This window comes from Chimaeribacter californicus (genome assembly GCF_002858675.1).
GTDB lineage: Bacteria > Pseudomonadota > Gammaproteobacteria > Enterobacterales > Enterobacteriaceae > Chimaeribacter > Chimaeribacter californicus.
This window is the reverse complement of the sequence record NZ_PJZF01000011.1, coordinates 1-25,857: the sequence shown is the minus strand read 5'-3', so window position 1 is coordinate 25,857 and position 25,857 is coordinate 1. Positions and strand designations below refer to the sequence as shown.

Below are 25,857 nucleotides of genomic sequence, written 5' to 3'. Positions count from 1 at the left end.
TACGCTTAGCCCGCCGCCGGGATGCAACCCGGCATCCCCTTGAAAAAACAGCCAAAGGAGCTGCCCATGACCATTGAGCGTTATCTGCCGGAGCACCGGATGTCCGAAGCCACGATTTTCAATGACACCATCTACTACACCAGCGTGCCGGAAAACCTGGACGCGGATGCCGAAGCGCAGACCGCCAACGCGTTGGCCACCATTGATGCCGTGCTGGCCACGCTGGGTTCGGACAAGAGCCGCATTCTGGATGCGACGATTTTCCTGGTCGAAAAAAGTGATTTCGCCGCGATGAACCGTGCCTGGGATGCCTGGGTCTCGCCCGGTAACGCGCCGGTGCGCTGCACGGTACAGGCCGGGCTGATGAACCCCGGCTATAAGGTGGAGATTAAGGTGATCGCTGCCCGCTGAGGCGCCGCCCTGAAACCGCCATAAAAAAAGCCATCCCGGAGGATGGCTTTTTAATAACAGTGCGTGGATCAGCTGCGGGCACCGGCTACCGCATCACGGGCAAGTTCCGTGATGCGGCCGTAGTCACCCTGCGCCAGCGCATCGGCCGGTACCAGCCAGGAACCGCCGATACACAGCACGCTTTTCAGCGCCAGGTAGTCACGGTAGTTGTTCGGCGTGATGCCGCCGGTCGGGCAGAAACGCACCTGCGGGAACGGCCCGGCAATCGCCTGCAACGCTTTCACGCCGCCATTGGCTTCCGCCGGGAAAAACTTGAACTCACGCAGACCGTAATCCATCCCCAACATCAGCTCAGACACGGTGCTGATCCCCGGGATAAGCGGGATCGGGCCGTCGGTGGCCGCTTTAAGCAGCGGCGCGGTCAGGCCCGGGCTGATGGCGAACTGCGCCCCGGCGCTGATCACCTCATCCAGTTGCTGCGGGTTGATCACCGTACCGGCGCCGATAATCGCGTCCGGCACCTCGCGGGCAATCGCCCGGATCGCTTCCAGGGCGCATTCGGTGCGCAACGTCACCTCCAGCACCTTCACACCACCGGCCACCAGCGCTTTAGCCAGCGGCACCGCGTGTTCCAGCTCATTGATCACAATGACCGGGACCACCGGGCCTGAGGTGAGGATCTGTTCCGCGCTGACTTTCCAGTTTTTCATCCGTTTACTCCATCTATGCCGTACCGGCATCGGTTGATATATGGCGCGCCCCTGCCACAGGGACCTGTCAGCACGCTGACAAGTGTCCGACCGCACCTTGTGCCATACATACACGTCTGCTGCGCAATACTGTCTGCTGCGCAATGCTGCCTGTTACGCAAACTGGCCGGTGCCGCGGCACCGGGTGCTGCATAACGCCGGTCAGGCCGTCCAGTAGACGTCGACCGGCGTCTGTTGCTGGTGCAGGATCGCCCGCACCGGCATCTCATTCACATCCTCACCCTGCTCGGCCCGCTCATACAGCTCGCGTTTGGCCTCACCTACCAGATACAGGTAGATGTGGCGGCTGCTGAGCAGCACCGGCAGGCTCAGGGTCAGCCGGGCCAGCGGCGCGGTCACCGGGGACATGGCAAAACAGCGCCGGCCGGAGCCCATATCCAGCGCCGCCGCCAGATTGGCCGCGCCGGGGAACAGCGAGGCGGTATGCCCGTCTGCGCCCATCCCCAGCACCAGCACATCGGCCGGCCAGGGCACCAGCGCCAGCGCCGCCTCGGTCACGGCCGCACCCTCTTCCGGCGTGGCACTGCTGTTTTTCAGGCCAACAAAGGTGGCGGCCGCGGCCGGGCCGGTCAACAGCGCGCGGCGAACCAGGCGCTCGTTGCTCAGCTCGTCACCCGGGTCTACCCAGCGCTCATCCGCCAGGGTAATCACCACCTTCTCCCAGGCGAGGGGCTGCTGCGCAAGCTGCTCAAACAGCCCCAGCGGCGTCCGCCCGCCGGAAACCACCAGGGTGGCATGGCCTCTCGCCTCGATCCCCTGACGCAAACTGCCGGCAACCTTTCGTGCAAAACTCTGGTTCAGCGTCAGTGCGCTGGGAAACTCGGCGAAATGTGCCATGCCCTGCCCTCTGTTATTCAAATTCGTTCCAGGAACGGCCGTCACGGGTAATCATCGCCACGGAGGCGACCGGGCCCCAGGTACCGGACTGGTAAGGCTTCGGCGCCTCATTGTCCGCAGACCAGGCCTGCATGATGGAATCAACCCATTTCCACGCCTCTTCCACTTCATCACGGCGCACGAACAGCGCCTGGATGCCGCGCATCGCTTCCAGTAACAGCCGCTCGTAAGCATCGGCGATATGCTGCTGGTGGAAGGTTTCGGAGAAGCTCAGGTCGAGTTTGGTGGTCTGCAGGCGGTGCTTGTGCTCCAGCCCCGGCACCTTGTTCAGCACCTGGATATCGATGCCTTCATCCGGTTGCAGGCGGATGGTGAGCTTGTTCTGCGGCAGCTGCTGGTAGGAATCCCGGAACAGGTTGAGCGCCGGATTCTTGAAGTAGACCACCACTTCAGAACATTTGGTCGGCAGGCGTTTACCGGTACGCAGGTAGAATGGCACCCCGGCCCACTGCCAGTTGTCGATGTCAACCCGGATAGACACAAAGGTCTCGGTGTTGCTGCTTTTGTTGGCACCCTCTTCTTCCAGGTAGCCCGGCACTTTTTTGCCCTGTACAAACCCGGCGGTGTACTGGCCGCGCACCGTGGTTTCACGCACGTTGCTCTGGTCAATACGGCGCAGCGAACGCAGCACTTTCACTTTTTCGTCACGGATGCGGTCGGTGGTCAGGTCAGCCGGCGGCGACATGGCGATCATGGTGAGGATTTGCAGCAGGTGGTTCTGGATCATGTCACGCATCTGGCCGGCTTTGTCGAAGTAACCCCAGCGGCCTTCGATGCCTACCTCTTCCGCCACGGTGATCTGCACGTGGTCGATGGTGCGGTTGTCCCAGTTGGTGGCAAACAGCGAGTTGGCAAAACGCAGCGCCAGCAGGTTCAGTACCGTCTCTTTGCCGAGATAGTGGTCGATGCGGTAAACCTGGGATTCATTGAAGAACTCTGCCACCTGATCGTTGATCACGCGGGAGGACTCCAGATCGGTACCCAGCGGTTTTTCCATCACCACCCGCGCCGGGTCTTTGTTCAGGCCCGCTTCACCCAGGCCGCGGCAGATCGCGCCGAAGGTGTTCGGCGGCATAGCGAAATAGTTGATGGTGACGCGGTTTTCCTGGTCGAGCATTTTGCCCAGGTTGGCAAAGTGTTCGCTGTCGTTGACGTCCAGGTTACAGAAGTCGAGTCGCGCGCTCAGGGTTTCCCACAGCGTGTCGTCGAGTTTTTCTTTCATAAACGTGGTCAGCGCTTCCTTCACCACCTTGATGTAGGCCGCTTTGTCCCAGTCTGCACGCCCGACGCCGATGATTTTGGTGTCCGGGTGGATGTGGCCGGCTTTTTCGAGCTGATAAAGCGAGGGGAGCAATTTGCGGCGGGCCAAATCGCCTTTCGCGCCGAAAATAACCAGGTCACATGCCTGGGCTGTAGAGGTTACCGCCATGTTCTTCTCCTCGTTGCAGGATATTTGTAATTTTCTTACATGAATAATGTACTCTGTTTGGCCGCGACCCGTAAACCCGGATCTAAAGCCTTAATAAACGTCCAGAAATTACACCCGGCAGCCCTGTGGAAAAACAGTGACCATTTTTTCCTGCCTATGATGTAATTTTCTGACGTTTTTGACACCCGTTTACCATTATGAAAGTTAGACACAGTTCAAATTCTGGTGAAAAAAGAGGAAATTATCCCTTCCGCCGGTGCCAAGCCCTTTCGGGTCGTTGTATATTTTCATTAAACCGGCATTGATTTCTCCTTTGATTGAAATCGACAAAACCCATGAGTGACCGCTAACGAATGAATACGCTGGACATTATCCAGACGCATCTGGAGATCCTGAGCAAGTCGGAGCGCAAAGTGGCCGAAGTGATCCTGGCCTCGCCCCAGACCGCCATTCACTCCAGCATTGCCACCCTGGCCCGCCTGGCGGACGTCAGTGAACCCACCGTCAACCGCTTCTGCCGCCGGCTCAACACCAAGGGCTTCCCTGATTTCAAACTCCACCTGGCTCAAAGTCTGGCTAATGGTACGCCATACGTAAACCGTAATGTGGATGAAGCGGACAGCGTCGCTGCCTATACCGATAAAATTTTTGAATCGGTAATGGCGAATCTCGACCATGTCAAAACCACGCTGGATATCGCCGCCATCAACCGCGCTGTGGATCTGCTGACTCAGGCAAAGAAGATCTCCTTCTTCGGCCTGGGTGCCTCTGCCGCTGTGGCCCATGATGCGATGAATAAATTTTTTCGGTTCAATATCCCGGTGGTCTACTTTGATGACATCGTCATGCAGCGCATGAGCTGCATGAATTCCAGCGAGGGTGACGTGGTGGTGCTGATTTCACACACCGGGCGCACGAAAAACCTGGTAGAGCTGGCGCATATCGCCCGCGAGAACGATGCCACGGTGATTGCCCTCACCTCCCGTGACACGCCGCTGGCCCAGGAGGCGACCCTGGCGCTGCTGCTGGATGTGCCGGAAGACACCGACGTCTATATGCCGATGATCTCCCGCATCGCCCAACTGACGCTGATTGATGTGCTGGCAACCGGTTTTACCCTGCGCCGCGGCACCAAATTCCGTGATAACCTGAAACGTGTCAAAGAGGCGTTGAAAGAGTCACGGTTCGACAAAGGAACAGCGCCGCCGCGCGAGCCCGGCAACGAGTAATATCGCTTCCCTCTGACAGCAGGCAAAGCCTCTGTTGCCCGGCGGGCGCCATGTTTCACCCGGGTGAAACACTTTTGTCGTAAAATTACAATTACTGCATTGTTTGGTTATCCTTATTTCAGGGAACAACCCATGCCTTACCAGTCAACGGAGTTATACATGTCCAGACGGCTCAGAAGAACCAAGATTGTAACCACGCTGGGGCCGGCTACCGACCGCGACAATAATCTGGAAAAAATTATTGCTGCGGGTGCCAACGTAGTCCGCCTGAATTTCTCCCACGGTACTGCTGAAGACCAGATGCTGCGCGCCAACAAGGTGCGTGAAATCTCGGCACGGCTGGGCCGCCATGTTGCCATCCTCGGTGACCTGCAGGGGCCGAAAATCCGGGTATCAACCTTCCGGGAAGGCAAGGTGTTTCTCAATATCGGTGATCGTTTCCTGCTGGATGCCAACCTGGCGAAAGGCGAAGGGGACAAAGAGCGCGTCGGCATTGACTACAAAGGGTTGCCGGGCGATGTGGTGCCGGGCGACATCCTGCTGCTGGACGACGGCCGTGTGCAGCTGAAAGTGCTGGAAGTTCAGGGCATGAAAGTCTTTACCGAAGTCACGGTGGGCGGCCCGCTCTCCAATAACAAAGGCATCAACAAGCTGGGCGGCGGCCTGTCGGCAGAAGCGCTGACGGAAAAAGACAAGGCGGATATCGTGACCGCCGCCAGAATCGGCGTCGACTACCTCGCCATCTCCTTCCCGCGTACCGGTGAAGACCTGCACTACGCCCGCCGCCTGGCGCGCGATGCCGGCTGCCATGCCAAAATCGTTTCCAAGGTAGAACGGGCCGAAGCGGTCGCCAGCGACGCAGCCATGGATGACATCATCCTCGCCTCGGATGTGGTGATGGTGGCGCGTGGTGACCTGGGGGTAGAAATTGGTGACCCGGAACTGGTCGGCATCCAGAAGAAACTGATCCGCCGCGCCCGTACCCTCAACCGCGCGGTGATCACTGCCACGCAGATGATGGAGTCGATGATAACCAACCCAATGCCGACCCGTGCGGAAGTCATGGACGTGGCTAACGCCGTGCTCGACGGCACCGATGCGGTCATGCTGTCAGCGGAAACCGCGGCCGGCCAGTACCCGGCGGAAACCGTGGCAGCCATGGCGCGCGTCTGCCTGGGCGCGGAGAAGATCCCCAGCATCAATGTCTCCAAACACCGGCTGGATATGCAGTTCGAGAACATCGAGGAGGCGATTGCCATGTCCTCCATGTATGCCGCCAACCACCTGAAAGGGGTGACGGCGCTGATCGCCATGACCGAATCCGGCCGCACGGCGCTGATGATGTCCCGCATCAGTTCCGGCCTGCCGATTTTTGCCATGTCCCGCCATGAGCATACGCTGAACCTGACCGCGCTCTATCGCGGTGTGACGCCGGTCTACTTTGACAGCAACAACGATGGCGTGGCGGCCGCGCACGATGCGGTGACCCTGCTGCGTGACAAAGGCTATCTGCTCTCCGGCGATCTGGTGATTGTCACCCAGGGGGATGTGATGAGTACCACCGGCACCACCAATACCAGCCGGGTGCTGCGCGTAGAGTGATGGCCCCAGCCGCTGCCTGAGCCGGCCCTGCGCCGGCTTTTTATTTTTTGCACGCTTTTCATTATTATTTTCCTGCCTGCCAGACCTTGCCGGATATTCCCTTACCCTGCCCACGGCTATTATTTTTCGGTAAACCGGAATACCACAAAATACCCTGATTATCACGCGGAGTAATGACAATTAGTTATCCGTAGCGTGAATGTTTTTTGAAATACTTTTCACGTTAAATAAACAGACAATTCTTATTTCATTCGTTTTTAGCCTTTCTTGATCTCGACTAAAAACGTGATGCACATCACATTTTCTTCTCTGTTTTCGTCTATTCCCTGCATTTCCCCAACTGATAACTTGAATGATAATGATTTGCATTTATAATGCTTCGCAACCGTTAAATGTTTGTTACCTCCCATTTTGTGAGGCTTTACCCACTGATTATTAACGAAATATATTTTAACGCCCGCTGACTGCTCTGCTTACCCTGGTGCAAAACCAGGGGGATGACACACGCCGGCATACCACACCTGCACATTTTTCTCTCTTTTTTAGGGCGGAACCCGCACGCGCCGGTGATGCCCCTAAAATAAAACAGGGCTCTATTATGTTTGATATTGATCACGCCATCGCCAGCTACGAAAGCCGGAAAAATAACAGAACAGCGGCTTCCTTTATTTTTAATCAGCAAAGTACGCAGGAATGGCAACAGCAAATTACCCAGGCCGCTGAATTGGTCACCGGACATATTAACGGCGCTGAGAAACCATTCAGCGGAATATTGCCCTCTGAACTGGTAGAGGAATTTACCCGGGTTGATCTGCACCAGCCGCTGGAAAGTACCGAGGCCGCGCTGGCCGAACTGGAGACGCTTTACCTGCGCGATGCGGTCTACTTCCATCACCCGAAATACCTGGCACACCTCAACTGCCCGCTGGTGCTGCCGGCCCTGTTGGGGGAAGCGATCCTCTCCAGCATCAACTCCTCGGTCGATACCTGGGATCAGAGCGCCGGCGGCACGCTGATTGAGCAAAAAGTGATTGACTGGACGCTGGACCAGATCGGCCTCGGCCCGCAGGCAGACGGCATCTTCACCAGCGGCGGCACCCAGTCCAACCTAATGGCGATGCTGCTGGCGCGTGACAGCCACAGCAAACGCGCCCACCCCGGCCACAGCATCAAATATCAGGGCCTGCCGCCGGACGCCGGTCGCTGGCGCATCTTCAGCTCCGGCGTCAGCCACTTCAGCATCCAGAAATCCGCCGCACTGCTGGGGCTGGGTTATAACGCCGTGGTGCCGGTCGCCAGCGACGACCGTTTCCGTATGGACCCACGCGCGCTGGACAACGCCATTGAGCAGTGCCTGGCTGAGGGCAATATTCCGCTGGCGGTGGTCGCCACCGCCGGCACCACGGATTTCGGCAGCATCGACCCGCTGAAGCCGATTGCAGAGATCTGCCGCCGCCACCAGGTCTGGATGCATGTGGACGCCGCCTACGGCTGCGGGCTGCTGGTCTCCCAGCGTTTCGCTGACCGGATTGACGGCATCTGCCACGCCGACTCCGTGACCGTGGACTACCACAAATCCTTCTTCCAGCCGGTCAGCTGCGGCGCGTTCTTTGTGCGTGACCACCAGCATCTGGAGCATGTGACCTGCCACGCCGACTACCTCAACCCGCTGAGCGCCAAACTGGAAGGCACGCCGAACCTGGTGAACAAAAGCATCCAGACCACCAAACGGTTCGACGCGCTGAAAATGTGGCTGACGCTGCGCATCATGGGCGAGAAGAAGCTGGGCGAGGCGTTCGATACCCTGCTGGATCGCACTGCCGAAGCGCACCTGACGCTGGCAGCCCACCCGCACATTGATGTGCTGCACCAGCCGCAGCTCAGCACTCAGGTGTTCCGCTTTGTGCCGCGCCAGTCGCTGGCCCCGGAAGTGATTGATGAGATCAACGCCAACATCCGCAAGGCGATTTTCCGCTCCGGTAATGCGGTGGTGGCCGGCACCAAAGTCGATAACCGCCAGTACCTGAAATTTACCCTGCTCAACCCGGCAACCCAGCTTGCTGACGTTGAAGAAGTGATCGACCTGATTGTGCATTACGGCAAGGAACTGACCGCCCAGCACCTCTCCCTGATGGCTACCGAGTAACTATTATGTCCAGCAAAATTTATGACTTTATCGCCATTGGCATCGGCCCGTTTAACCTGGGGCTGGCCTGCCTGACGGCACCGGTTGAGCAGCTCGATGGGCTGTTTGTTGACCAGAACCCCGGCTTTGACTGGCATACCGGCATGATGCTGGAGAGCGCGATGCTCCAGACGCCGTTCATGGCCGATCTGGTCACGCTGGCCGACCCGACCAGCCCCCTCAGCTTCCTGAACTACCTGAAAAAGAAGGGCAAACTCTACTCGTTCTACATCCGTGAAAACTTCTTCATGATGCGCAAGGAGTTTAACCAGTATTGCCAGTGGGCCAGCGAGCAACTGACCAACCTGCGCTTCAACACCCGCGTGGAGCATGTCAGCCATGATGCGGCGCTGAACTGTTACCGGGTGCGCACCCGCGACACCCAGAGCGGCGAGCGCACCGAATTGCTGACCCGCCGGCTGGTGCTGGGCACCGGCCCTGCCCCGTGGCTGCCGCCCTGTGCTGAAAAACTGGGCGACAAAGTCCACCACTCCAGCGCCTACCTGCCGAACAAAGAAGCGATGCAGCAGAACCGCTCAATTACCGTGCTCGGCAGTGGCCAGAGCGCAGCGGAGATCTTCTATGACCTGCTGGGCGACATCGATAAACATAATTATCAGCTGAACTGGATCACCCGCGCGCCGCGCTTCTACCCGCTGGAGTACAGCAAGCTGACGCTGGAGATGACCTCACCGGAATATATCGATTACTTCCACGCCCTGCCGATGGCGAAACGTGACCAGCTCAACCGCGAGCAGAAAGGGCTGTATAAGGGCATCAACAGCAGCCTGATCAACGACATTTATGATCTGATGTACACCAAACGGCTGGACGGCCCGCTGAACGTCAACCTCTATACCCATTCTGAGCTGACCGATCTGCACTGGCGCAGCAGCGGTGAGCTGGAGCTGGCGCTGATGCAGCAGGAGCAGCAGGTGGCTTACACCCACCGCACCGATTCCCTGATCCTCGCCACCGGTTACGCCTACCGCCAGCCGGACTTCCTGGAAGGGGTCAATGAGCGCATCAACCGCGATGACAAAGGCCGCTTTGCCGTTAACCGCAACTACAGCATTGACGATCACAACGAGATTTTCGTGCAGAACGCCGAGCTGCACACCCACGGTTTTGTCACGCCGGACCTCGGCATGGCCTGCTACCGCAACAGCACGCTGATCCGTGAAATGGTCGGCCATGAAATTTACCCGGTGGAAAAGGCGATCGCCTTCCAGACCTTCTGCACCCACAAAATCGGAGGCCAGTGATGGAGAGCCACGCGCCTGATACGCTGTTTTGTGCGACACGCCCGGCCGGGGAATTCTGCCTGCGCCCGTTGCGCCTGCCGGAAGATGCCGCCCTGCTGCACCGCTGGATGACCCAGCCTTACGCCCAGTTCTGGGGAATGCTCGACAGCACCCTCGACGAGGTACAGCGTTTTTACCATGACCTGACGCGGGATAACCCGCAGGCCGCGTTGATCGGTGAACTGGCGGGCCGGCCGGTGTTCCTGATGGAATTTTACCGCGCACAGGAAGATGAGATTGGCCGCCACTACCCGGCACAGCCGGATGACCACGGCATGCACCTGTTGCTGGCCCCGGCAGACCAGCCGCTGCCGGGTTTCAGCTGGCAGGTATTTACCACCGTGATGGACTACATGTTCAGCCTGCCGCAGGTGGCACGGGTGGTGGTGGAGCCGGATGTACGCAATGAGAAAATCCACCGGCTGAACAAACGGGCCGGTTTCGCTTACCAGCACACCGTGACTTTGCCGAACAAAACCGCCTGGCTGGCGTTTTGCCGGCGCGAAGATTACCCGGGCTATGTTGCCCCGGCTTCCGGTTTCCCCGCATTACAGGAGCAGACTGCCATGACTATCACTACCACCGACCCACGTGAAGCTGACTTACAGGCCGGTAAACATCTTGAGCCTCAGCGCTGGGCGCACGCCAACGCGTTGCTGCTGCGTAAAGCGATCTCAGAGTTCGCCCATGAGCGGCTGATTACGCCGGAGCTGCTGGGGTCGGATCAGGGCTGGAACCACTACCGCCTGCCGGTGCCGCACTCGGAGGTGGAGTACCGGTTCAGCGCCAGCCTGCTGCCGCTCAATGACTGGCTGATCGACCTGCCCTCCCTTACCCGGCTGGAAAACCTGACCCCGGTGCCGCTGGACGCGCTGCAATTTATCATCGAATTCAGTGATCAGCTCGGCATCACCCAGGAGCTGCTGCCGACCTACATGGAAGAGATCACCAGCACGCTGGCCGGCAGCGCCTTCAAGATGGCGCGCCACGCCCCGGATGCCGCCGCCCTGACCCAGGCGGATTTCCAGACGGTGGAAACCACCATGAGTGAAGGCCACCCCTGCTTTATCGCCAACAATGGCCGCATCGGTTTTGATGCCGGCGACTACCTGCACTATGCGCCGGAAGCCGCCTCACCGGTGGCATTGATCTGGGTGGCGGTACATGACAGCAAAGCGACCTTTGCCAGCATCGACGGCCTCTCCTATGCGCAACTGATGCGTGAGGAGCTGGGCGAGGCGCAGGTTGAGGCGTTCACGGCCCACCTGCACCAGCAGGGGGTTGACCCGGCGCGCTACTTCTTTATGCCGGTTCACCCCTGGCAGTGGCAGAATAAATTGCTGACGGTGTTCGCACCGGACATCGCCGCCCAATCGCTGATTTACCTCGGCACGGGCGAGGATCACTACCTGGCGCAGCAATCCATCCGTACCTTCTTTAACGTCAGCCAGCCGCAGAAACGCTATGTAAAAACCGCGTTGTCGATTCTGAACATGGGCTTTATGCGCGGCCTGTCACCTTATTACATGGCGACCACGCCGGGCATCAATGAGTGGCTGGCGGAACTGGTAGCGGGGGATGCCTGCCTGCAATCCTGTGGTTTCGGCATCCTGCGGGAGGTGGCATCCATTGGTTACCGCAACAGCTACTTTGAGTCGGCGATCAAGGCAGACAGCCCATACAAGAAGATGTTCGCCGCCCTGTGGCGGGACAACCCGGTCACACAGCTGCCGGAAAACCACCGTCTGATGACCATGGCCTCCCTGCTGCATGTGGATGACGCCGGGCATGGCGTACTGCCGGCAATGATTGCCGCCTCGGGCCTCAGCGCCACGGACTGGCTGTCGCGCTACCTGCGTTGCTACCTGACGCCGCTGGTGCACTGCTTCTTCACCTACGACCTGGTGTTTATGCCGCACGGTGAGAACCTGATCCTGGAGTTTGAGCACAATATTCCGGTACGCGCCTGGATGAAAGACATTGCCGAGGAGATCGCGGTGATGAACCCGGATGCCATCCTGCCGGAAAAAGCAAAACGCGTGGCGGTCGAGGTGCCGGAGCCGCTGAAGCTGCTGTCGATCTTTACCGATGTGTTTGACTGTTTCTTCCGTTTTATGGCGCGCATCCTCCATCAGGAGCGCACCCTGCCGCAGGATCAGTTCTGGCAGACCGTGGCGCAGACCATCACGGATTACCAGCAACAGCACCCGGAACTGGCGGCCAAATTTGCCCGTTACGACATGTTCTCGGAGGAGTTTGCCCACTCCTGCCTGAACCGCCTGCAACTGGCGAACAACAAGCAGATGATTAACCTGGCCGACCCGGCGCAGAACCTGAAATTTGCCGGCACCCTGAAGAACCCGATCGCGGCATTCCGCCCCTGATTGCAGCCTTCAGTATAACCATAATGATGCGCGGCCCCCGGGTCGCGCTTTTTCCGTTTCAAGACTGACTGGATGCACTCATGACTCCCCCTTTCACGCCGGCCGTGACCCTGACCCGCCGGCATTTACTGTTCCCTCTTTCCCTGGTGTTGTTCGAATTCGCCACCTATATCGCCCACGATATGATCCAGCCCGGCATGTTGCAGGTGGTAAGTGATTTCAGCGCCGGCAGTGACTGGGTCTCCACCTCGCTGACTGCTTACCTGCTGGGCGGCATGACGCTGCAATGGCTGCTTGGCCCGCTCTCTGACCGGCTGGGGCGGCGCCCGGTGATGCTGGCGGGCGTGGCACTGTTTGTGGCCACCTGCCTGCTGACGCTGTGGGTGAACAGCATTGAGCAATTTATCCTGATGCGCTTTTTACAGGGGGTCAGCCTCTGCTTTATCGGCGCGGTGGGGTATGCCGCCATCCAGGAAGCTTTTTCCGAGACGCTCAGCATCAAAATAATGGCGCTGATGGCCAATGTGGCGCTGATCGCCCCATTGCTGGGGCCGGTGGCGGGCGCGGCGTTTATCCATGTCGCCCCGTGGAAAGCGATGTTTGCCCTGTTTGCGCTGATCGCCGCCTTCTCCTTATGGGGGCTGTGGCGGGCGATGCCGGAAACGGCCGGCCACACCGGGGAGCGCTTCTCTGCGTCCCGGCTGCTGGCGGATTACCGACAGGTGCTCAGCAACCGCCGCCTGATCTGCGGCGCGCTGGCGATTGGCTTCTCTGCCCTGCCGCTGCTGGCCTGGGTGGCGCAGTCACCGGTGATCCTGATGCAGGATGGCGGCATGACGCCGCTGCAATACGGGCTGGTGCAGGTGCCGATTTTCGTTTCGCTGATTATCGGCAACCTGGTGCTCAGCCGCCTCAGCGGCCGGGTGACGATTGAGAAGCCGCTGTGGCTGGGAGCCTGGCCGATTATGCTGGGCCTGGCAATGGCCGCCGTGGCCGCGCTGAGCGACCCTCACCAATGGGTGGTCAGCGTGATTGGCCTGAGCCTCTACGCCTTCGGCACCGGCTTGATTAATGCCGGGCTTTACCGCCTGACGCTGTTTGCCAGCCCGGTCGGCAAAGGCACGGTGGCCGCGGCGGTGGGGCTGATTATACTGGCGCTGTACGCCGGGGGGATTGAGACAGCGAAACAGCTCTACATCAGCGGGGGAAATGGGGCGTTTTCACTGTGGAATATGCTGGCAGGCATTCTGTGGCTGCTGCTGTTGCGCTATTTCCTGCAAACGCGCCCTGCCACCGCCTGATCCCGGCGCTCCTGATACCGGCACTTGAGGCATAAAAAACCGGCGCAGAGTATGCGCCGGTTTTTTTCACCAGAACTGCCTTTTTTCGCGAAGGCCGGGCGTTTGCTCAGCGTTTCTTTTTCGGGTAGAGCTCATCGCGGCTATACGGCTCTTTCTCACCGGGGCGGCGGGTCTTCAGGAGTTTGAGGATCCAGGTGTATTGTTCCGGGTTCGGCCGTACCACATTTTCCACTTCCTCATTCATCCGGCGGGCGATGTACGGGTCGTCCGCGTCGGCCAGATCGTCCATCGGCGGGCGGATGTGGATGTCGAGGCGGCTTTCTGCGGCGTTATAGACCGGGAACAGCGGCACAATCGACGCGCGGCAGACTTTCATCAGCCGCCCGACCGCCGGCAGGGTAGCCTTATAGGTGGCAAAGAAATCCACGAACTCGCTGTGTTCCGCGCCGTGGTCCTGGTCCGGCAGGTAGTAGCCCCAGAAGCCTTTACGCACCGAACTGATAAACGGCTTGATGCCGTCATTACGCGCATGGAGTTTCCCGCCGAAACGCAGCCGCACACTGTTCCATAAATAGTCCACCAGCGGGTTGCTCTGGTTGTGGAACATCCCGGCCACCGGTTTGCCCTCCGCCGCCAGCAGCATCGCCGGAATATCAATCGCCCAGCCGTGGGGCACCAGCAGAATAATGTTTTTCCCCTCGGCATGCAGTGTGTCCAGCACCTCGCGGCCATGCCAGTGGATACGGTCCTGTACTTTTGCCGGGGTGCGACAGGCGACTTCCGCCATCAGCACCATAGATTGCGGCGCGGTGGCAAACATCTGGTCAATAATCCGTTCGCGTTCTGCTTCCGGTACCTCAGGCATGCAATAGAGCAGGTTAATCTGCGCCCGGCGGCGGGCGCTGCGTGCGTATTTACCAGCCAGTTTACCGAGCTTGCCCAGCAACGGGTCACGGACGCGGGGCGGCACATAACCCAGCGCGGCCATCACGCCGGTGCCCAGCCAGACCCCCCAGTAACGTGGATGGTAAAACGCTTTCTGGAACTGCGGAATGAACTCCGCGTTCGATTTATTCTCTGTTTGCATGCGAAAACTCAATGTCTTTTCAATCGGCTAATGATAATTGCGGGGAAAATTTTTGCAATCTACCTTCGCTACACCAAAAAGTGCCCGCGCCACCAGCGGCCCTGCCGGCGGGCGAAATGAAATTGTGAAAACCGCAGGGTGAAATGGCCTGCGGCAAATGAAACCGGGGTTAATCCAGCTGCAACTGCGGGATCACCTCTTTCGCGGTGGCCAGGTAATCACTGCGATCCTTGCCGCTCAGCCCTTCAGAGCGCGGCAGCTTGGCGTACAGCGGATTGACCGCCTGCTGGTTAATCCAGATTTCATAGTGCAGATGCGGGCCGGTGGAGCGGCCGGTATTGCCGGAAAGCGCAATGCGGTCACCGCGTTTCACTTTCTGCCCCGGTTTCACCAGGATTTTGCGCAGGTGCATGTAACGGGTCATGTACTGGCGGCCGTGGCGGATCGCCACATAGTTGCCTGCCCCGCCGCTGCGTTTCGCCACCACCACTTCGCCGTCCCCTACCGCCAGTACCGGGGTACCGACCGGCATGGCGAAATCCACGCCTTTATGCGGCGCGATGCGGCCGGTTACCGGGTTGGTACGGCGTGGGTTGAAGTTGGAGGAGACGCGGAACTGTTTCACCGTGGGGAAGCGCATGAAGCCGCGCGCCAGGCCGGAACCCTGGCGGTCGTAGAATTTGCCGTCTTCGGCGCGGATCGCGTAGTAATCTTTGCCGCCGCTGCGCATCCGCACACCCAGCAACTGGCTCTGTTCGCTTTTCCCTTCAAAGTTTTCCCGGGACATCAGCACCGCGAACTCATCGCCTTTGCGTAACTTCTTGAAATCAAGCTGCCATTGCAGGGCTTTGGTGACCGCACTGATGTCGCTGCTGCTCAGGCCGGCGGCGCGGGCGCTGCCGACAAAGCTGCCGTCCAGCCGGCCGCGGATGACGCTGTTTTGCCATTCACCCTGCTGGGTCTGAACCGAGGATTTAAAACCGTTGGCGGTACGGTCATAGGTGCGGGTTTCGCGGCGGGACATTTCCCAGGTGAGGCGTTGCAGATCGCCGTCATTATTGAGGGTCCAGGAGAGCTGCTGGCCCACTTTCAGGTTACGCAACTCGCTGTTTTGCTGGGCCAGCACCGAAATGTCAGACATCTCGATGCCGTACTGGGTAAGGATGCTGCCGAGGGTGTCGCCGGTCGAGACCACGTACTCGTGTACGCCCTGCTCGCCCTCAACTTTTTCATCAATTTCATCCTGCGGGATGTCATCTTCCGGGGCCGGCTGGTCAATGGGCTCACTGGCTTCCGGCAGCAATGACCGGAGCTGTTCGGCATCCAGCTCCACATTGCGTACGATCGGGTTCTGTTCCGGGTGGTAAACAAAAGGCCGCCAGACAGCGACGGCCAGAGTTACCACGGTAAGCGACCCCAGCATTACCCGGTGAGGTCGCGGTAAGTTGTTGTATGCCAAGGCAATAGCGCGGGCTAGTTGCTGCACGTGATGTTATCCTCTGATGTTACTTCAGGCAGCTCACGTACTGGTTGGCTATCTGTGACAGGAACGTCATGTAGCTCGTTTTATCCAGTGGCAGCCCGGTGCCAAGTGGATCAAGGGTGCCCATCCGGACACCGGTCCCTTGCGCAACGGCCGCAATGACGGCTGGCCTGAATTGTGGTTCAGCGAAAACGCAGACCGCTTTACGCTCAACCAACTGTGTTCGAATGTGATGTAAACGCTGTGCGCCGGGCTGTATTTCCGGGTTGACCGTGAAGTGCCCCAACGGGCTCAGGCCAAACTGTTTTTCGAAGTACGTGTACGCATCATGAAAAACGAAATAACCCTTGTTTTGCGCGGGCGCAAGCATAGTAGCAATATTCTGCTGGCTTTGCGCGAGGTTAAGCTCGAAGTCGCGCAGATTCGCGTCTAGTTTGTCCTTATTTTGCGGCATGAGTTCCAATAATTTGTCGTGAATCGCGATAGCCGCCTGTTTTGCAATCGCCGGTGAGAGCCAGAGGTGCATATTGTATTCACCATGATGGTGATCTTCGTCATGGTCATGCGCATGATTTTCTGCCGCTTCTCCCGCGTGATCGGCCGCTTCTTCGCCATGCTCATCATGATCGTCCTCACCGCGCAATAACAGCGGTTTTACGGCCGGCAATGCCGCCAGGGACAGTTGCCGTTGTGCCGGTTGCTGCGCCAGGGATTTGGTCATAAACGCTTCCATCTCCGGGCCGACCCATACCACCAGATCGGCCTGTTTGATGCGCAGCACATCGGTCGGCCGCAGCGCATAGTCATGCTCGGAGGCCCCGTCCGGCAGCAGCACGTCGGTAGGCGTAACGCCGTCTGCAATTGCCGCGGCAATAAACCCCAGCGGCCGCACAGAGGTCACCACCGCTGCCTCCGCGCTGTGTACAGAAGCAGCAGCCATCAGGGACGCGCCGAAAAAGGCGCACGGCAACCCGCGTTTTTTTTGTATCATAATGAGTTATCTCGTCGTTTTATTTTGTGAAACGTAATATTATAACATCCGAATTTTACTGCAAGACGTAATCACTATGTCCACATTGGTCACCCTGGAGAACGTGTCGGTGAGCTTCGGCAACCGGCGGGTGCTCTCCGATATATCACTCGCGCTTCAGCCCGGCCGGATATTGACCCTGCTCGGCCCGAACGGGGCGGGTAAATCAACGCTGGTTCGCGTGGTGCTTGGCCTGGTCGCCCCTGACAGCGGTTCGCTGGTGCGGGAGGCGGGCCTGCGCATCGGCTATGTGCCGCAAAAATTGCACCTGGATGCTACCCTGCCGCTGACCGTCAGCCGCTTTATGCGCCTGAAGCCGGGCGTCAAAAAGGCGGACATTTTACCGGCGTTGCAGCGGGTCAAGGCGGCCCACCTGCAACACCAGCCGATGCAGAAACTCTCCGGCGGGGAGACCCAGCGGGTGCTGCTGGCGCGTGCGCTGCTGAACCGGCCGCAATTGCTGGTGCTGGATGAGCCGACCCAGGGGGTCGACGTCAACGGCCAGCTGGCGCTGTATGACCTGATCGACCAGTTGCGCAAGGAGCTGGGCTGCGCGGTGCTGATGGTCTCCCATGACCTGCATCTGGTGATGGCGAAAACCGACGATGTGCTCTGCCTTAACCAGCACATCTGCTGTTCCGGTTCGCCGGAAGTGGTGTCGATGCACCCGGAGTTTATCGCCATGTTCGGCAGCCACGGGGCGCAACAACTGGCGATCTACCGCCACCACCACAATCACCGCCATGATTTACAGGGCCGAATCGTGCTGAAAAGCCAGGCGGCACCGCGCACAGGGGAACGTGAAGCATGATTGAACTGCTGTTACCCGGCTGGCTGGCCGGGGTATTGCTGGCGGCCGCTGCCGGGCCGTTAGGGTCGTTTGTGGTATGGCGGCGCATGTCCTATTTCGGTGACACGCTGGCCCACGCCTCGCTGCTGGGCGTGGCGTTTGGCCTGCTGCTGAACGTTAACCCGTTTTATGCAGTAATCGCCGTGACCCTGGTGCTGGCGCTGGCGCTGGTCTGGCTGGAGCGCAAACCGCACCTGGCGGTGGACACCCTGCTCGGCATCCTGGCCCACAGCGCGTTGTCGCTGGGGCTGGTGGTGGTGAGCCTGATGTCCAATGTCCGTGTTGACCTGATGGCCTACCTCTTCGGCGATCTGCTCTCGGTAACGCTGAGTGATATCTGGATGATTGGTGCCGGGGTGGTGGTGGTGCTGGCGGTGCTGTGCTGGCAGTGGCGCGCCCTGCTCTCCATGACCATCAGCCCGGAGCTGGCGCATGTGGATGGCGTTAACCTGCAACGGGTGCGCATTGTGCTGATGCTGGTGACGGCGCTGACCATCGGGCTGGCGATGAAATTCGTCGGTGCGCTGATTATTACCTCACTGCTGATTATTCCGGCGGCCACCGCCCGCCGCTTTGCACGCACGCCGGAGCAGATGGCCGCCGTGGCCGTGGGCGTCGGGATGATTGCCGTCACCGGCGGCCTGGCCTTTTCCGCGCTGTATGACACGCCCGCCGGGCCGTCCGTGGTGCTCTGCGCCGCCCTGCTGTTCTTGCTGAGCCTGAATAAAAAACAGCCCGCCTGACCGGGAGCGCGTCATTGATAACCGATGTGAAAAAGGAGCCTCGCGGCTCCTTTTTTATTATTTCACTTGCGGCATGTTATTCCGGCCGGGCAATCCCGAAATGGCGGTAAGCGTGGAGGGTGGCGATGCGGCCGCGCGGAGTACGCTGGATAAAGCCCTGCTGGATCAGGAAGGGTTCCAGCACATCCTCAATGGTTTCGCGCTCTTCACCAATGGCCGCGGCCAGGTTGTCCAGCCCGACCGGGCCACCGGTGAATTTATCAATGATCGCCAGCAGCAGTTTGCGGTCCATGAAATCAAAGCCTTCCGCATCCACGTCCAGCATATCCAGCGCCTTGTTGGCGACGTTGCCGTCAATGTTGCCGTCTGAACGCACTTCGGCAAAGTCCCGCACCCGGCGCAGCAGGCGGTTGGCGATACGCGGCGTACCACGGGCGCGGCGGGCAATCTGGTGCGCGCCTTCCTCTGACAGCGACAGCCCCAGGCAGTTGGCGCTGCGGCCGACGATGTGTTGCAGATCCGCCACCTGATAAAACTCCAGCCGCTGCACAATGCCGAAACGGTCACGCAGCGGCGAGGTCAGCGAGCCGGCGCGGGTGGTCGCCCCTACCAGCGTAAAAGGCGGCAGATCCAGCTTGATGGAGCGCGCAGCCGGGCCCTCGCCAATCATGATGTCGAGCTGGTAGTCCTCCATCGCCGGGTAGAGCACCTCTTCCACCGCCGGGGAAAGCCGGTGAATTTCATCAATAAACAGCACATCGTGCGGCTCAAGGTTGGTGAGCATCGCCGCCAGATCGCCGGCTTTCTCCAGCACCGGGCCGGACGTGGTGCGCAGGTTGACGCCCATCTCGTTGGCCACAATGTTGGCCAGCGTGGTTTTGCCCAGCCCCGGCGGGCCGAAAATCAGCAGGTGATCCAGGGCATCGCCGCGCTGGCGGGCCGCCTGGATGAAGATCTCCATCTGTTCGCGCACATGGGGCTGGCCCACATATTCGCTGAGCAGCTTGGGGCGGATGGCCCGGTCAATAATCTCTTCTTCATTGATCACGGTGGAGGAGATCAGGCGATCGGCTTCAATCATGGTTTACCTCACAGCGCGGCGCGCAGGGCGTCACGGATCAATGTTTCGCAATCAGCGCCCGGTTTGGCGGCTTTGCTGACCAGGCGGCTGGCTTCCTGCGGTTTGTAACCGAGTGCCACCAGCGCCGAGACCGCCTCAGATTCCGCATCCGCTTCCTGGCGAGCCTCTTCCGCCTGCGGCAGCGTGATGTCGCTGACGCTGTTGAACAGGTCGCCGTTCAGGCCCTTGAAGCGGTCTTTCATCTCTACCACCAGCCGCTCAGCGGTTTTCTTGCCGACGCCCGGTAATTTCACCAGCGCGGTGATCTCCTCTTTCTCCACCGCCCGCACAAACTGCTGGGCCGACATGCCGGAGAGAATCGCCAGCGCCAGTTTCGGCCCGACGCCGTTGACTTTAATCAGTTCGCGGAACAGCGCGCGCTCCTGCTTGTCATTGAAGCCGTACAGCAACTGGGCATCTTCGCGCACGATAAACTGGGTGAAGATCACGGCTTCCTGCCCCAGTTCCGGCAGCTCATAGAAACAGGTCATCGGCATATGCACTTCATACCCCACGCCCTGCGTTTCCAGCAGCACCAGCGGTGGCTGCTTCTCCAGAATAACTCCCCTGAGACGACCGATCACACTCTTCCCCTTCGCAAAAAATGCCTGCCGGCCATCCCGTTTGCCGGGTATGGCAGACGGCCGGAATAACTAACTGCGCTGTTTATAACATAAAAAAGGCTGGATGAATATCCAGCCTGTGGTCAGCGCAATCTGCCGCGCGCTAACTGAAGCCTGTCGCTGCTCATCTTAAGCGTATTCTGGCTCAGATGGCAGTGGGTAATCGCGATCGCCAGCGCATCCGCGGCATCGGCCTGCGGGTTGGCGGGCAGCTTGAGCAGCGAACGCACCATGTGCTGCACCTGGCTTTTTTCCGCGGCCCCGGTGCCGACCACCGTTTGTTTCACCTGACGCGCGGCATACTCAAACACCGGCAGATCGTGGTTGACCGCGGCGACAATCGCCACGCCGCGGGCCTGGCCGAGTTTCAGCGCCGAATCGGCATTTTTGGCCATAAACACCTGTTCAATGGCGAAAAAATCGGGCTGGAACTGGGTGATGATTTCACAGACTCCGGCGTAAATCAGTTTCAGGCGGCCGGGCAGATCGTCCACCTTGGTGCGGATACACCCGCTGCCGAGGTAGCTGAGCTGGCGGCCCTGCTGGCGGATCACGCCGTAGCCGGTAATACGTGAACCGGGATCGATACCCAGAATAATTGCCATAGGAGTGGGTCGCCCTGTCGGGGTGCGGCTGCACCCGGTGTAAAAAAAGATGCCGGACAAGCGTCCGGCATCGGGTCGTGCAGCGGGCGGACGGGCGCTTAGAGCGTCGCGGCCACTTCGTCGGAAATTTCACCGTTATGGTAAACTTCCTGCACGTCGTCACAATCTTCCAGCATGTCGATCAGGCGCAGCAGTTTCGGCGCGGTGTCGGCGTCCATGTCCGCTTTGGTGGACGGGATCATCGACACTTCAGCTGACTCAGCTTTGAAACCAGCGGCTTCCAGCGCGTCACGCACCTCGCCCAGGCTCTCCCAGGCGGTGAACACATCAATTGCGCCGTCATCGTAGCCAACGATGTCTTCCGCGCCCGCTTCCAGCGCCGCTTCCATCACCGTGTCTTCATCCAGGCCCGGTGCAAAGGAGATCACGCCTTTGCGGGTAAAGAGATAGGCCACGGAGCCGTCTGTGCCGAGGTTGCCGCCGGTCTTGGTGAAGGCGTGGCGCACTTCAGACACGGTACGGTTACGGTTGTCACTCAGGCACTCAACCATCACGGCGGTGCCGCCGGGGCCGTAACCCTCATAAATGATGGTTTCCATGTTGCTGTCATCTTCGCCGCCCACGCCGCGCGCAATCGCACGGTTCAGCGTGTCACGGGTCATGTTGTTGGACAGCGCCTTGTCGATGGCGGCACGCAGACGTGGGTTCGCGCCCGGGTCGCCCCCGCCCAGTTTGGCCGCTGTCACCAGCTCACGGATGATCTTGGTGAAGATTTTACCGCGTTTGGCATCCTGTGCCGCTTTGCGGTGTTTTGTGTTGGCCCATTTACTGTGACCTGCCATAAGCATCTCCAAATAGTCTGTTCAGACTGAATAATTAACAAACTCTTCTATTGCCTGCCGGTTGCTCCATGACTTGGTCAGGGCAGCCGCCTCGGGGGCGGCCAGCCACCGGTAGGCATGGTGTTCCGTAATCACTACCTCACGCTGCGCGGGCAGCGCCAGGCAGAACCAGTGCTCCTGGTTCCGGAACACCCCAGGGGCATAGCGGTGGCGCAGGTGCGGGAAGATCTCAAACTCAATGCAGCGCCGGCAATCCACCAGCGGCAGGTTCTCCCCGGCAATATCAATGCCGGTTTCTTCCAGCACCTCACGCTGCGCGGTATGCAGCGGCGGTTCGCCCTCTTCCAGGCTGCCGGTCACCGACTGCCAGAAATCAGGGTCATCCCGCCGCTGAAGCATCAGCACCCGGCCGGTGGACTGGGCGTAAATCACCACCAGCACCGATTCGGGGCGCTTATACGCCATTATGCGTTCTCTGCGCTGTCACTACCCTTTTTCACCACACTTATCGACAGCTCCTGCAGCGAGGCCGGGTTGGCGAAGCTCGGGGCTTCTGTCATCAGACAGGCGGCCGCGGTGGTTTTCGGGAAGGCAATCACGTCACGGATGTTGTCCGTGCCGGTCAGCAGCATCACCAGGCGGTCAAGGCCAAAGGCCAGGCCGGCGTGCGGCGGCGTACCGTATTTCAGCGCATCCAGCAGGAAGCCGAACTTCTCGCGTTGCTCATGCTCAGTGATGCCCAGAATGCTGAACACCGTCTGCTGCATTTCGCTGCGGTGGATACGCACCGAGCCGCCGCCCACTTCATAGCCGTTCAGCACCATGTCGTAAGCATTGGCAATGGCAGTGGTCGGGTCTGCTTTCAGCGCGTCCGGCGTCATGTCACGCGGTGCGGTGAACGGGTGGTGCATCGCGGCCAGGCCGCCTTCCCCATCCTCTTCGAACATCGGGAAGTCCACCACCCACAGCGGCGCCCAGGTGCCTTCACGGGTCAGCTTCAGGTCACGGCCCAGCTTCAGGCGCAGCGCCCCCAGGGCATCGGTGACCACTTTGGCGCTGTCTGCGCCGAAGAACAGCATGTCGCCGTCGGTGGCGCCGGTGCGCGCCAGCAGGGCCGCCAGCACCTCTTCACTGAGGAACTTGGCCACCGGGCTTTGCACGCCTTCCAGCCCTTTCGCCGCTTCATTGACTTTAATATAGGCCAGCCCTTTCGCGCCGTAGATCTCAATGAATTTGCCGTATTCGTCAATCTGCTTACGGCTCAGCTGGGCACCGCCCGGCACACGCAGGGCCGCCACACGGCCTTTGGCATCATTGGCCGGGCCGGAGAAGACTTTGAACTCAACGTTTTTCAGCAGGTCAGCGACGTCCACCAGCTCCAGCGGGTTACGCAGGTCCGGTTTGTCGGAGCCGAAACGGCGCATCGCTTCGGCGAAGGTCATGATCGGGAACGCGCCCAGATCTACCCCTTTCACTTCCTGCCAGAGGTTGCGCACCATTTTCTCCATCAGCTCGCGCACCTGTTCCGCGCTCAGGAAGGAGGTTTCCACGTCGATCTGGGTGAATTCCGGCTGGCGGTCAGCACGCAGGTCTTCGTCACGGAAGCATTTTACGATCTGGTAGTAACGGTCGAAGCCGGACATCATCAGCAGCTGCTTGAACAGCTGCGGGGACTGCGGCAGCGCGTAGAATTTACCCTTGTGCACCCGGCTCGGCACCAGATAGTCACGTGCGCCTTCCGGCGTGGCTTTGGTCAGCATCGGCGTTTCGATGTCGAGGAAGCCGTGGTCGTCCATAAAGCGGCGCACGAAGCTGGTGATTTTGGCGCGCGCTTTCAGGCGGTCTGCCATTTCCGGGCGGCGCAGGTCAAGGTAGCGGTACTTGAGGCGCTGCTCTTCGCTGTTTACCTGATTGGAGTCCAGCGGCAGCGGCTCAGAGCGGTTAATGATGTTAAGGCTGTGGGCAAACACTTCCACCCCGCCGGTCGCCATCTCTTTGTTAACCTGGCTTTCCGGGCGCGCACGCACGGTACCGGTAATCTGGATGCAGAACTCATTACGCAGTTCTGAGGCCTGGGCGAACGCGGCCTGGTGATCCGGATCGAAGAACACCTGGACGATCCCTTCACGGTCGCGCATATCAATAAAGATCAAGCCACCCAAATCGCGACGGCGGTTTACCCAACCACACAAAGTCACTTCCTGGCCCACATGGGACAAGTTCAGCTGTCCACAATATTCAGTACGCATAACGATATCCTTTAACTCAGCTGGGGGAGCGGCGGAACCGTGCCCCGCCGGTGCTGCTGTTTTTTAGTGTGCTGTTACTTCTCTGCGGCACCCTTGCCGGTATTGCTGCCGCCCGGCTTGAAGTCGGTGGCGTACCAGCCGGTGCCTTTCAGCTGAAACCCGGCCGCAGAGATGAGTTTGGTCAATGTCGGTTTGCCACAGGCCGGGCACTCGGTCAGCGGTGCTGCAGACACCTTCTGCAACTTTTCTAACCGGTGATCACAGGCCTGGCATGCATATTCGTAAATCGGCATCGCGTTATAGTGTCATAGCTGGTGAAAAAAGGCGGACATTATAAAGGAATTTCAGCCATCCGATAAGAGCGAACCCAGGGTCAGGCCGCGACAAAATTGCGCGCAGACGGTTGTCGCCACACATCATTTAACAAATTTGTTAACCCCACGTTCACCCATTTCACCGGGCAGTAGCATAAACTCGTGGCGGCCGGTTGTATAGCAACCCCCGGTACCGCGCCGGCCCTGTCGCCGGACGATTTTTCGCCCCCTTTTCAGGAGTCCCCCGATGCTCACATTATCCCCCTCAACCACTGCCCTGGTGCTCATCGATCTGCAAAAAGGCATTCTGCCCTTCGCCGGCGGGCCGCACAGCGCCCAACAGGTGGTGGACAACGCAGCCCGGCTCGCCGCGCGCTTCCGCCAACAGGGTTCGCCGGTCATCCTGGTGCGGGTTGGCTGGTCAGCTGATTTTTCTGAGGCGCTGAAACAGCCGGTAGACCAGCCCACCCCGGCCGGTGAATTGCCGGCAGACTGGTGGGACTTCGCACCGGAACTTAACGTGGCAGAGAGCGACATCCTGGTCATTAAGCGCCAGTGGGGCGCGTTCTACGGCACCGATCTCGACCTGCAACTGCGCCGCCGCGGCATCGACACCCTCGTACTGGCGGGTATCTCCACCAATATCGGCGTGGAGTCCACCGCCCGCAGCGCCTGGGAATATGGCTATAATCAGGTGATTGTGGAAGATGCGTGCAGCGCCCATAACGCAGAGCAGCATAACGGCAGCTTCACCGCGATCTTCCCGCGTATCGGCCGGGTGCGGTCCACAGATGAGGTGCTGGCCGCCCTGTCCGCGTAACACCCCGCCTGATCCTGCGCCGCCTGCGGGCGGCGCTTCAGCTTAAGGACCCTGCATGTATATCGGATTGCCGCAGTGGCAGCATACCGCCTGGCACCGCATCGGCCTGCATACCCTGGCCGACTACAGCCGCTACTTCACCTGCGTGGAGGGCAACACCACGTTTTACGCCCTGCCGAACGCGGAGACCGTGCTGCGCTGGCGTGACATGACCGGTGACGGCTTCCGCTTTTGCTTTAAATTCCCGGCCACCATCAGCCATCAGGCGGCGCTGCGCGACTGTGATGCCCTGGTGAGCGAGTTTTTCCATACCCTTTCCCCCCTTGAGGCGCGCCTCGGCCAGCTCTGGCTGCAACTGCCCGCCGCCTTCGGCCCGCAGGGGCTGCCGGCGTTGTGGCGCTTTCTGGATGCGCTGCCCGCCGGGTTCAGTTATGGGGTGGAAGTGCGCCACCCTGCGTTCTTTACCAAGGGTGAGGAGGAGCGGCAGCTGAATCAGGGGCTGGCTCAGCGCGGCATTAACCGCGTGATGCTGGACAGCCGCCCGGTACACCATGCCGACCCGGCCAATGCGGCCGTACG

The 25,857-nt window shown here is 59.7% G+C and carries 24 protein-coding genes; 11 read left to right on the top strand and 13 right to left on the bottom strand.

Translation table 11 applies throughout. The features are described 5' to 3' along the window. Positions 1 to 66: 66 nt before the first annotated feature. A complete protein-coding gene (locus CYR55_RS13390; protein ID WP_101816626.1) occupies positions 67 to 411 on the top strand; it encodes a RidA family protein in 345 nt (114 codons plus the stop codon). A 68-nt stretch (positions 412 to 479) separates the two neighbouring features. On the opposite strand, the gene CYR55_RS13385 is transcribed toward CYR55_RS13390, so the two are convergent. The 3 genes from CYR55_RS13385 to zwf all read right to left on the bottom strand — a co-directional run bounded on the left by CYR55_RS13385 (position 480) and on the right by zwf (position 3,507). Further along, positions 480 to 1,121 carry a bifunctional 4-hydroxy-2-oxoglutarate aldolase/2-dehydro-3-deoxy-phosphogluconate aldolase gene (locus CYR55_RS13385; RefSeq protein WP_101816625.1) on the bottom strand — a complete coding sequence of 214 codons (642 nt, stop codon included), beginning with the start codon at positions 1,119 to 1,121 and terminating at the stop codon, positions 480 to 482. Positions 1,122 to 1,322: 201 nt separating this feature from the next. Further along, on the bottom strand, positions 1,323 to 2,018 hold the full coding sequence (gene pgl / locus CYR55_RS13380; protein ID WP_101816624.1) for a 6-phosphogluconolactonase: 696 nt from the start codon (positions 2,016 to 2,018) through the stop codon (positions 1,323 to 1,325). A 13-nt stretch (positions 2,019 to 2,031) separates the two neighbouring features. Continuing rightward, positions 2,032 to 3,507: a glucose-6-phosphate dehydrogenase gene (zwf, locus tag CYR55_RS13375; RefSeq protein WP_101816623.1), complete on the bottom strand. Its 1,476-nt coding sequence runs from the start codon at positions 3,505 to 3,507 to the stop codon at positions 2,032 to 2,034. A 353-nt stretch (positions 3,508 to 3,860) separates the two neighbouring features. Between zwf and CYR55_RS13370 the strand changes: the two genes are divergently transcribed. The 6 genes from CYR55_RS13370 to CYR55_RS13345 all read left to right on the top strand — a co-directional run bounded on the left by CYR55_RS13370 (position 3,861) and on the right by CYR55_RS13345 (position 13,512). Next, on the top strand, positions 3,861 to 4,736 hold the full coding sequence (locus CYR55_RS13370) for a MurR/RpiR family transcriptional regulator (RefSeq protein ID WP_101816622.1): 876 nt from the start codon (positions 3,861 to 3,863) through the stop codon (positions 4,734 to 4,736). Positions 4,737 to 4,895: 159 nt separating this feature from the next. Continuing rightward, a complete protein-coding gene (pyk, locus tag CYR55_RS13365) occupies positions 4,896 to 6,338 on the top strand; it encodes a pyruvate kinase (protein WP_101816621.1) in 1,443 nt (480 codons plus the stop codon). A gap of 598 nt (positions 6,339 to 6,936) precedes the next feature. After that, on the top strand, positions 6,937 to 8,484 hold the full coding sequence (locus CYR55_RS13360; RefSeq protein ID WP_101816620.1) for a pyridoxal phosphate-dependent decarboxylase family protein: 1,548 nt from the start codon (positions 6,937 to 6,939) through the stop codon (positions 8,482 to 8,484). A gap of 5 nt (positions 8,485 to 8,489) precedes the next feature. Beyond that, the gene (locus tag CYR55_RS13355) at positions 8,490 to 9,788 is read left to right on the top strand and encodes a lysine N(6)-hydroxylase/L-ornithine N(5)-oxygenase family protein (RefSeq protein ID WP_101816619.1); all 1,299 of its coding nucleotides are present in this window, start codon (positions 8,490 to 8,492) and stop codon (positions 9,786 to 9,788) included. Then, complete coding sequence (locus CYR55_RS13350; protein ID WP_101816618.1) at positions 9,788 to 12,211, top strand: GNAT family N-acetyltransferase; 2,424 nt, start codon at positions 9,788 to 9,790, stop codon at positions 12,209 to 12,211. Before CYR55_RS13355 ends, CYR55_RS13350 begins: the two co-directional genes overlap by 1 nt. Positions 12,212 to 12,291: 80 nt before the next feature. Next, positions 12,292 to 13,512: an MFS transporter gene (locus tag CYR55_RS13345; RefSeq protein WP_101816617.1), complete on the top strand. Its 1,221-nt coding sequence runs from the start codon at positions 12,292 to 12,294 to the stop codon at positions 13,510 to 13,512. Between the two features lie 106 nt (positions 13,513 to 13,618). Here the strand turns inward: CYR55_RS13345 and lpxM are convergent, their stop codons facing one another. The 3 genes from lpxM to znuA form a co-directional block, all read right to left on the bottom strand. Next, entirely contained in the window at positions 13,619 to 14,599 is a 981-nt protein-coding gene (gene lpxM / locus CYR55_RS13340) for a lauroyl-Kdo(2)-lipid IV(A) myristoyltransferase (RefSeq protein WP_101816616.1), read from the bottom strand. Positions 14,600 to 14,768: 169 nt separating this feature from the next. Further along, positions 14,769 to 16,085 (bottom strand): murein DD-endopeptidase MepM, encoded by a 1,317-nt coding sequence (mepM, locus tag CYR55_RS13335; protein ID WP_101816615.1) that lies wholly within the window; start codon positions 16,083 to 16,085, stop codon positions 14,769 to 14,771. Positions 16,086 to 16,104: 19 nt separating this feature from the next. Continuing rightward, the gene (gene znuA, locus CYR55_RS13330) at positions 16,105 to 17,073 is read right to left on the bottom strand and encodes a zinc ABC transporter substrate-binding protein ZnuA (RefSeq protein ID WP_101816614.1); all 969 of its coding nucleotides are present in this window, start codon (positions 17,071 to 17,073) and stop codon (positions 16,105 to 16,107) included. A gap of 76 nt (positions 17,074 to 17,149) precedes the next feature. On the opposite strand from znuA, the gene znuC reads away from it, so the two are divergent. Both znuC and znuB read left to right on the top strand, forming a co-directional pair. Next, complete coding sequence (gene znuC / locus CYR55_RS13325; protein ID WP_101816613.1) at positions 17,150 to 17,923, top strand: zinc ABC transporter ATP-binding protein ZnuC; 774 nt, start codon at positions 17,150 to 17,152, stop codon at positions 17,921 to 17,923. Next, a complete protein-coding gene (gene znuB / locus CYR55_RS13320) occupies positions 17,920 to 18,705 on the top strand; it encodes a zinc ABC transporter permease subunit ZnuB (protein ID WP_101816612.1) in 786 nt (261 codons plus the stop codon). Before znuC ends, znuB begins: the two co-directional genes overlap by 4 nt. Positions 18,706 to 18,781: 76 nt before the next feature. Here the strand turns inward: znuB and ruvB are convergent, their stop codons facing one another. The 7 genes from ruvB to CYR55_RS13285 form a co-directional block, all read right to left on the bottom strand. Next, the gene (gene ruvB / locus CYR55_RS13315) at positions 18,782 to 19,786 is read right to left on the bottom strand and encodes a Holliday junction branch migration DNA helicase RuvB (protein ID WP_101816611.1); all 1,005 of its coding nucleotides are present in this window, start codon (positions 19,784 to 19,786) and stop codon (positions 18,782 to 18,784) included. Between the two features lie 8 nt (positions 19,787 to 19,794). Next, on the bottom strand, positions 19,795 to 20,409 hold the full coding sequence (gene ruvA / locus CYR55_RS13310) for a Holliday junction branch migration protein RuvA (protein WP_101816610.1): 615 nt from the start codon (positions 20,407 to 20,409) through the stop codon (positions 19,795 to 19,797). A gap of 122 nt (positions 20,410 to 20,531) precedes the next feature. Beyond that, a complete protein-coding gene (ruvC, locus tag CYR55_RS13305; RefSeq protein ID WP_101816609.1) occupies positions 20,532 to 21,053 on the bottom strand; it encodes a crossover junction endodeoxyribonuclease RuvC in 522 nt (173 codons plus the stop codon). Positions 21,054 to 21,151: 98 nt separating this feature from the next. Beyond that, on the bottom strand, positions 21,152 to 21,895 hold the full coding sequence (locus tag CYR55_RS13300; protein WP_101816608.1) for a YebC/PmpR family DNA-binding transcriptional regulator: 744 nt from the start codon (positions 21,893 to 21,895) through the stop codon (positions 21,152 to 21,154). A 21-nt stretch (positions 21,896 to 21,916) separates the two neighbouring features. Next, positions 21,917 to 22,360, bottom strand: coding sequence for a dihydroneopterin triphosphate diphosphatase (gene nudB / locus CYR55_RS13295; protein WP_101816607.1), 444 nt, complete (start codon positions 22,358 to 22,360; stop codon positions 21,917 to 21,919). Beyond that, positions 22,360 to 24,144, bottom strand: coding sequence for an aspartate--tRNA ligase (gene aspS, locus CYR55_RS13290; protein ID WP_101816606.1), 1,785 nt, complete (start codon positions 24,142 to 24,144; stop codon positions 22,360 to 22,362). The genes nudB and aspS overlap by 1 nt, the downstream gene beginning before the upstream one ends. Positions 24,145 to 24,218: 74 nt before the next feature. After that, positions 24,219 to 24,437, bottom strand: coding sequence for an FmdB family zinc ribbon protein (locus tag CYR55_RS13285; RefSeq protein ID WP_072931076.1), 219 nt, complete (start codon positions 24,435 to 24,437; stop codon positions 24,219 to 24,221). Between the two features lie 268 nt (positions 24,438 to 24,705). On the opposite strand from CYR55_RS13285, the gene CYR55_RS13280 reads away from it, so the two are divergent. Together CYR55_RS13280 and CYR55_RS13275 are read left to right on the top strand one after the other, a co-directional pair. After that, entirely contained in the window at positions 24,706 to 25,278 is a 573-nt protein-coding gene (locus tag CYR55_RS13280; RefSeq protein ID WP_101816605.1) for a hydrolase, read from the top strand. Positions 25,279 to 25,333: 55 nt separating this feature from the next. Then, a partial coding sequence (locus tag CYR55_RS13275; RefSeq protein WP_146000981.1) for a DUF72 domain-containing protein occupies positions 25,334 to 25,857 on the top strand: 524 nt, incomplete at its 3' end.

Bases quoted from the DNA above. Each gene is read 5' to 3' on its own strand.
- CYR55_RS13390 (WP_101816626.1), top strand. From the start codon at position 67: ATGACCATTGAGCGTTATCTGCCGGAGCACCGGATGTCCGAAGCCACG.
- CYR55_RS13385 (WP_101816625.1), bottom strand. From the start codon at position 1,121: ATGAAAAACTGGAAAGTCAGCGCGGAACAGATCCTCACCTCAGGCCCG.
- pgl (WP_101816624.1), bottom strand. From the start codon at position 2,018: ATGGCACATTTCGCCGAGTTTCCCAGCGCACTGACGCTGAACCAGAGT.
- zwf (WP_101816623.1), bottom strand. From the start codon at position 3,507: ATGGCGGTAACCTCTACAGCCCAGGCATGTGACCTGGTTATTTTCGGC.
- CYR55_RS13370 (WP_101816622.1), top strand. From the start codon at position 3,861: ATGAATACGCTGGACATTATCCAGACGCATCTGGAGATCCTGAGCAAG.
- pyk (WP_101816621.1), top strand. From the start codon at position 4,896: ATGTCCAGACGGCTCAGAAGAACCAAGATTGTAACCACGCTGGGGCCG.
- CYR55_RS13360 (WP_101816620.1), top strand. From the start codon at position 6,937: ATGTTTGATATTGATCACGCCATCGCCAGCTACGAAAGCCGGAAAAAT.
- CYR55_RS13355 (WP_101816619.1), top strand. From the start codon at position 8,490: ATGTCCAGCAAAATTTATGACTTTATCGCCATTGGCATCGGCCCGTTT.
- CYR55_RS13350 (WP_101816618.1), top strand. From the start codon at position 9,788: ATGGAGAGCCACGCGCCTGATACGCTGTTTTGTGCGACACGCCCGGCC.
- CYR55_RS13345 (WP_101816617.1), top strand. From the start codon at position 12,292: ATGACTCCCCCTTTCACGCCGGCCGTGACCCTGACCCGCCGGCATTTA.
- lpxM (WP_101816616.1), bottom strand. From the start codon at position 14,599: ATGCAAACAGAGAATAAATCGAACGCGGAGTTCATTCCGCAGTTCCAG.
- znuA (WP_101816614.1), bottom strand. From the start codon at position 17,073: ATGATACAAAAAAAACGCGGGTTGCCGTGCGCCTTTTTCGGCGCGTCC.
- znuC (WP_101816613.1), top strand. From the start codon at position 17,150: ATGTCCACATTGGTCACCCTGGAGAACGTGTCGGTGAGCTTCGGCAAC.
- znuB (WP_101816612.1), top strand. From the start codon at position 17,920: ATGATTGAACTGCTGTTACCCGGCTGGCTGGCCGGGGTATTGCTGGCG.
- ruvB (WP_101816611.1), bottom strand. From the start codon at position 19,786: ATGATTGAAGCCGATCGCCTGATCTCCTCCACCGTGATCAATGAAGAA.
- ruvC (WP_101816609.1), bottom strand. From the start codon at position 21,053: ATGGCAATTATTCTGGGTATCGATCCCGGTTCACGTATTACCGGCTAC.
- CYR55_RS13300 (WP_101816608.1), bottom strand. From the start codon at position 21,895: ATGGCAGGTCACAGTAAATGGGCCAACACAAAACACCGCAAAGCGGCA.
- nudB (WP_101816607.1), bottom strand. From the start codon at position 22,360: ATGGCGTATAAGCGCCCCGAATCGGTGCTGGTGGTGATTTACGCCCAG.
- aspS (WP_101816606.1), bottom strand. From the start codon at position 24,144: ATGCGTACTGAATATTGTGGACAGCTGAACTTGTCCCATGTGGGCCAG.
- CYR55_RS13285 (WP_072931076.1), bottom strand. From the start codon at position 24,437: ATGCCGATTTACGAATATGCATGCCAGGCCTGTGATCACCGGTTAGAA.
- CYR55_RS13280 (WP_101816605.1), top strand. From the start codon at position 24,706: ATGCTCACATTATCCCCCTCAACCACTGCCCTGGTGCTCATCGATCTG.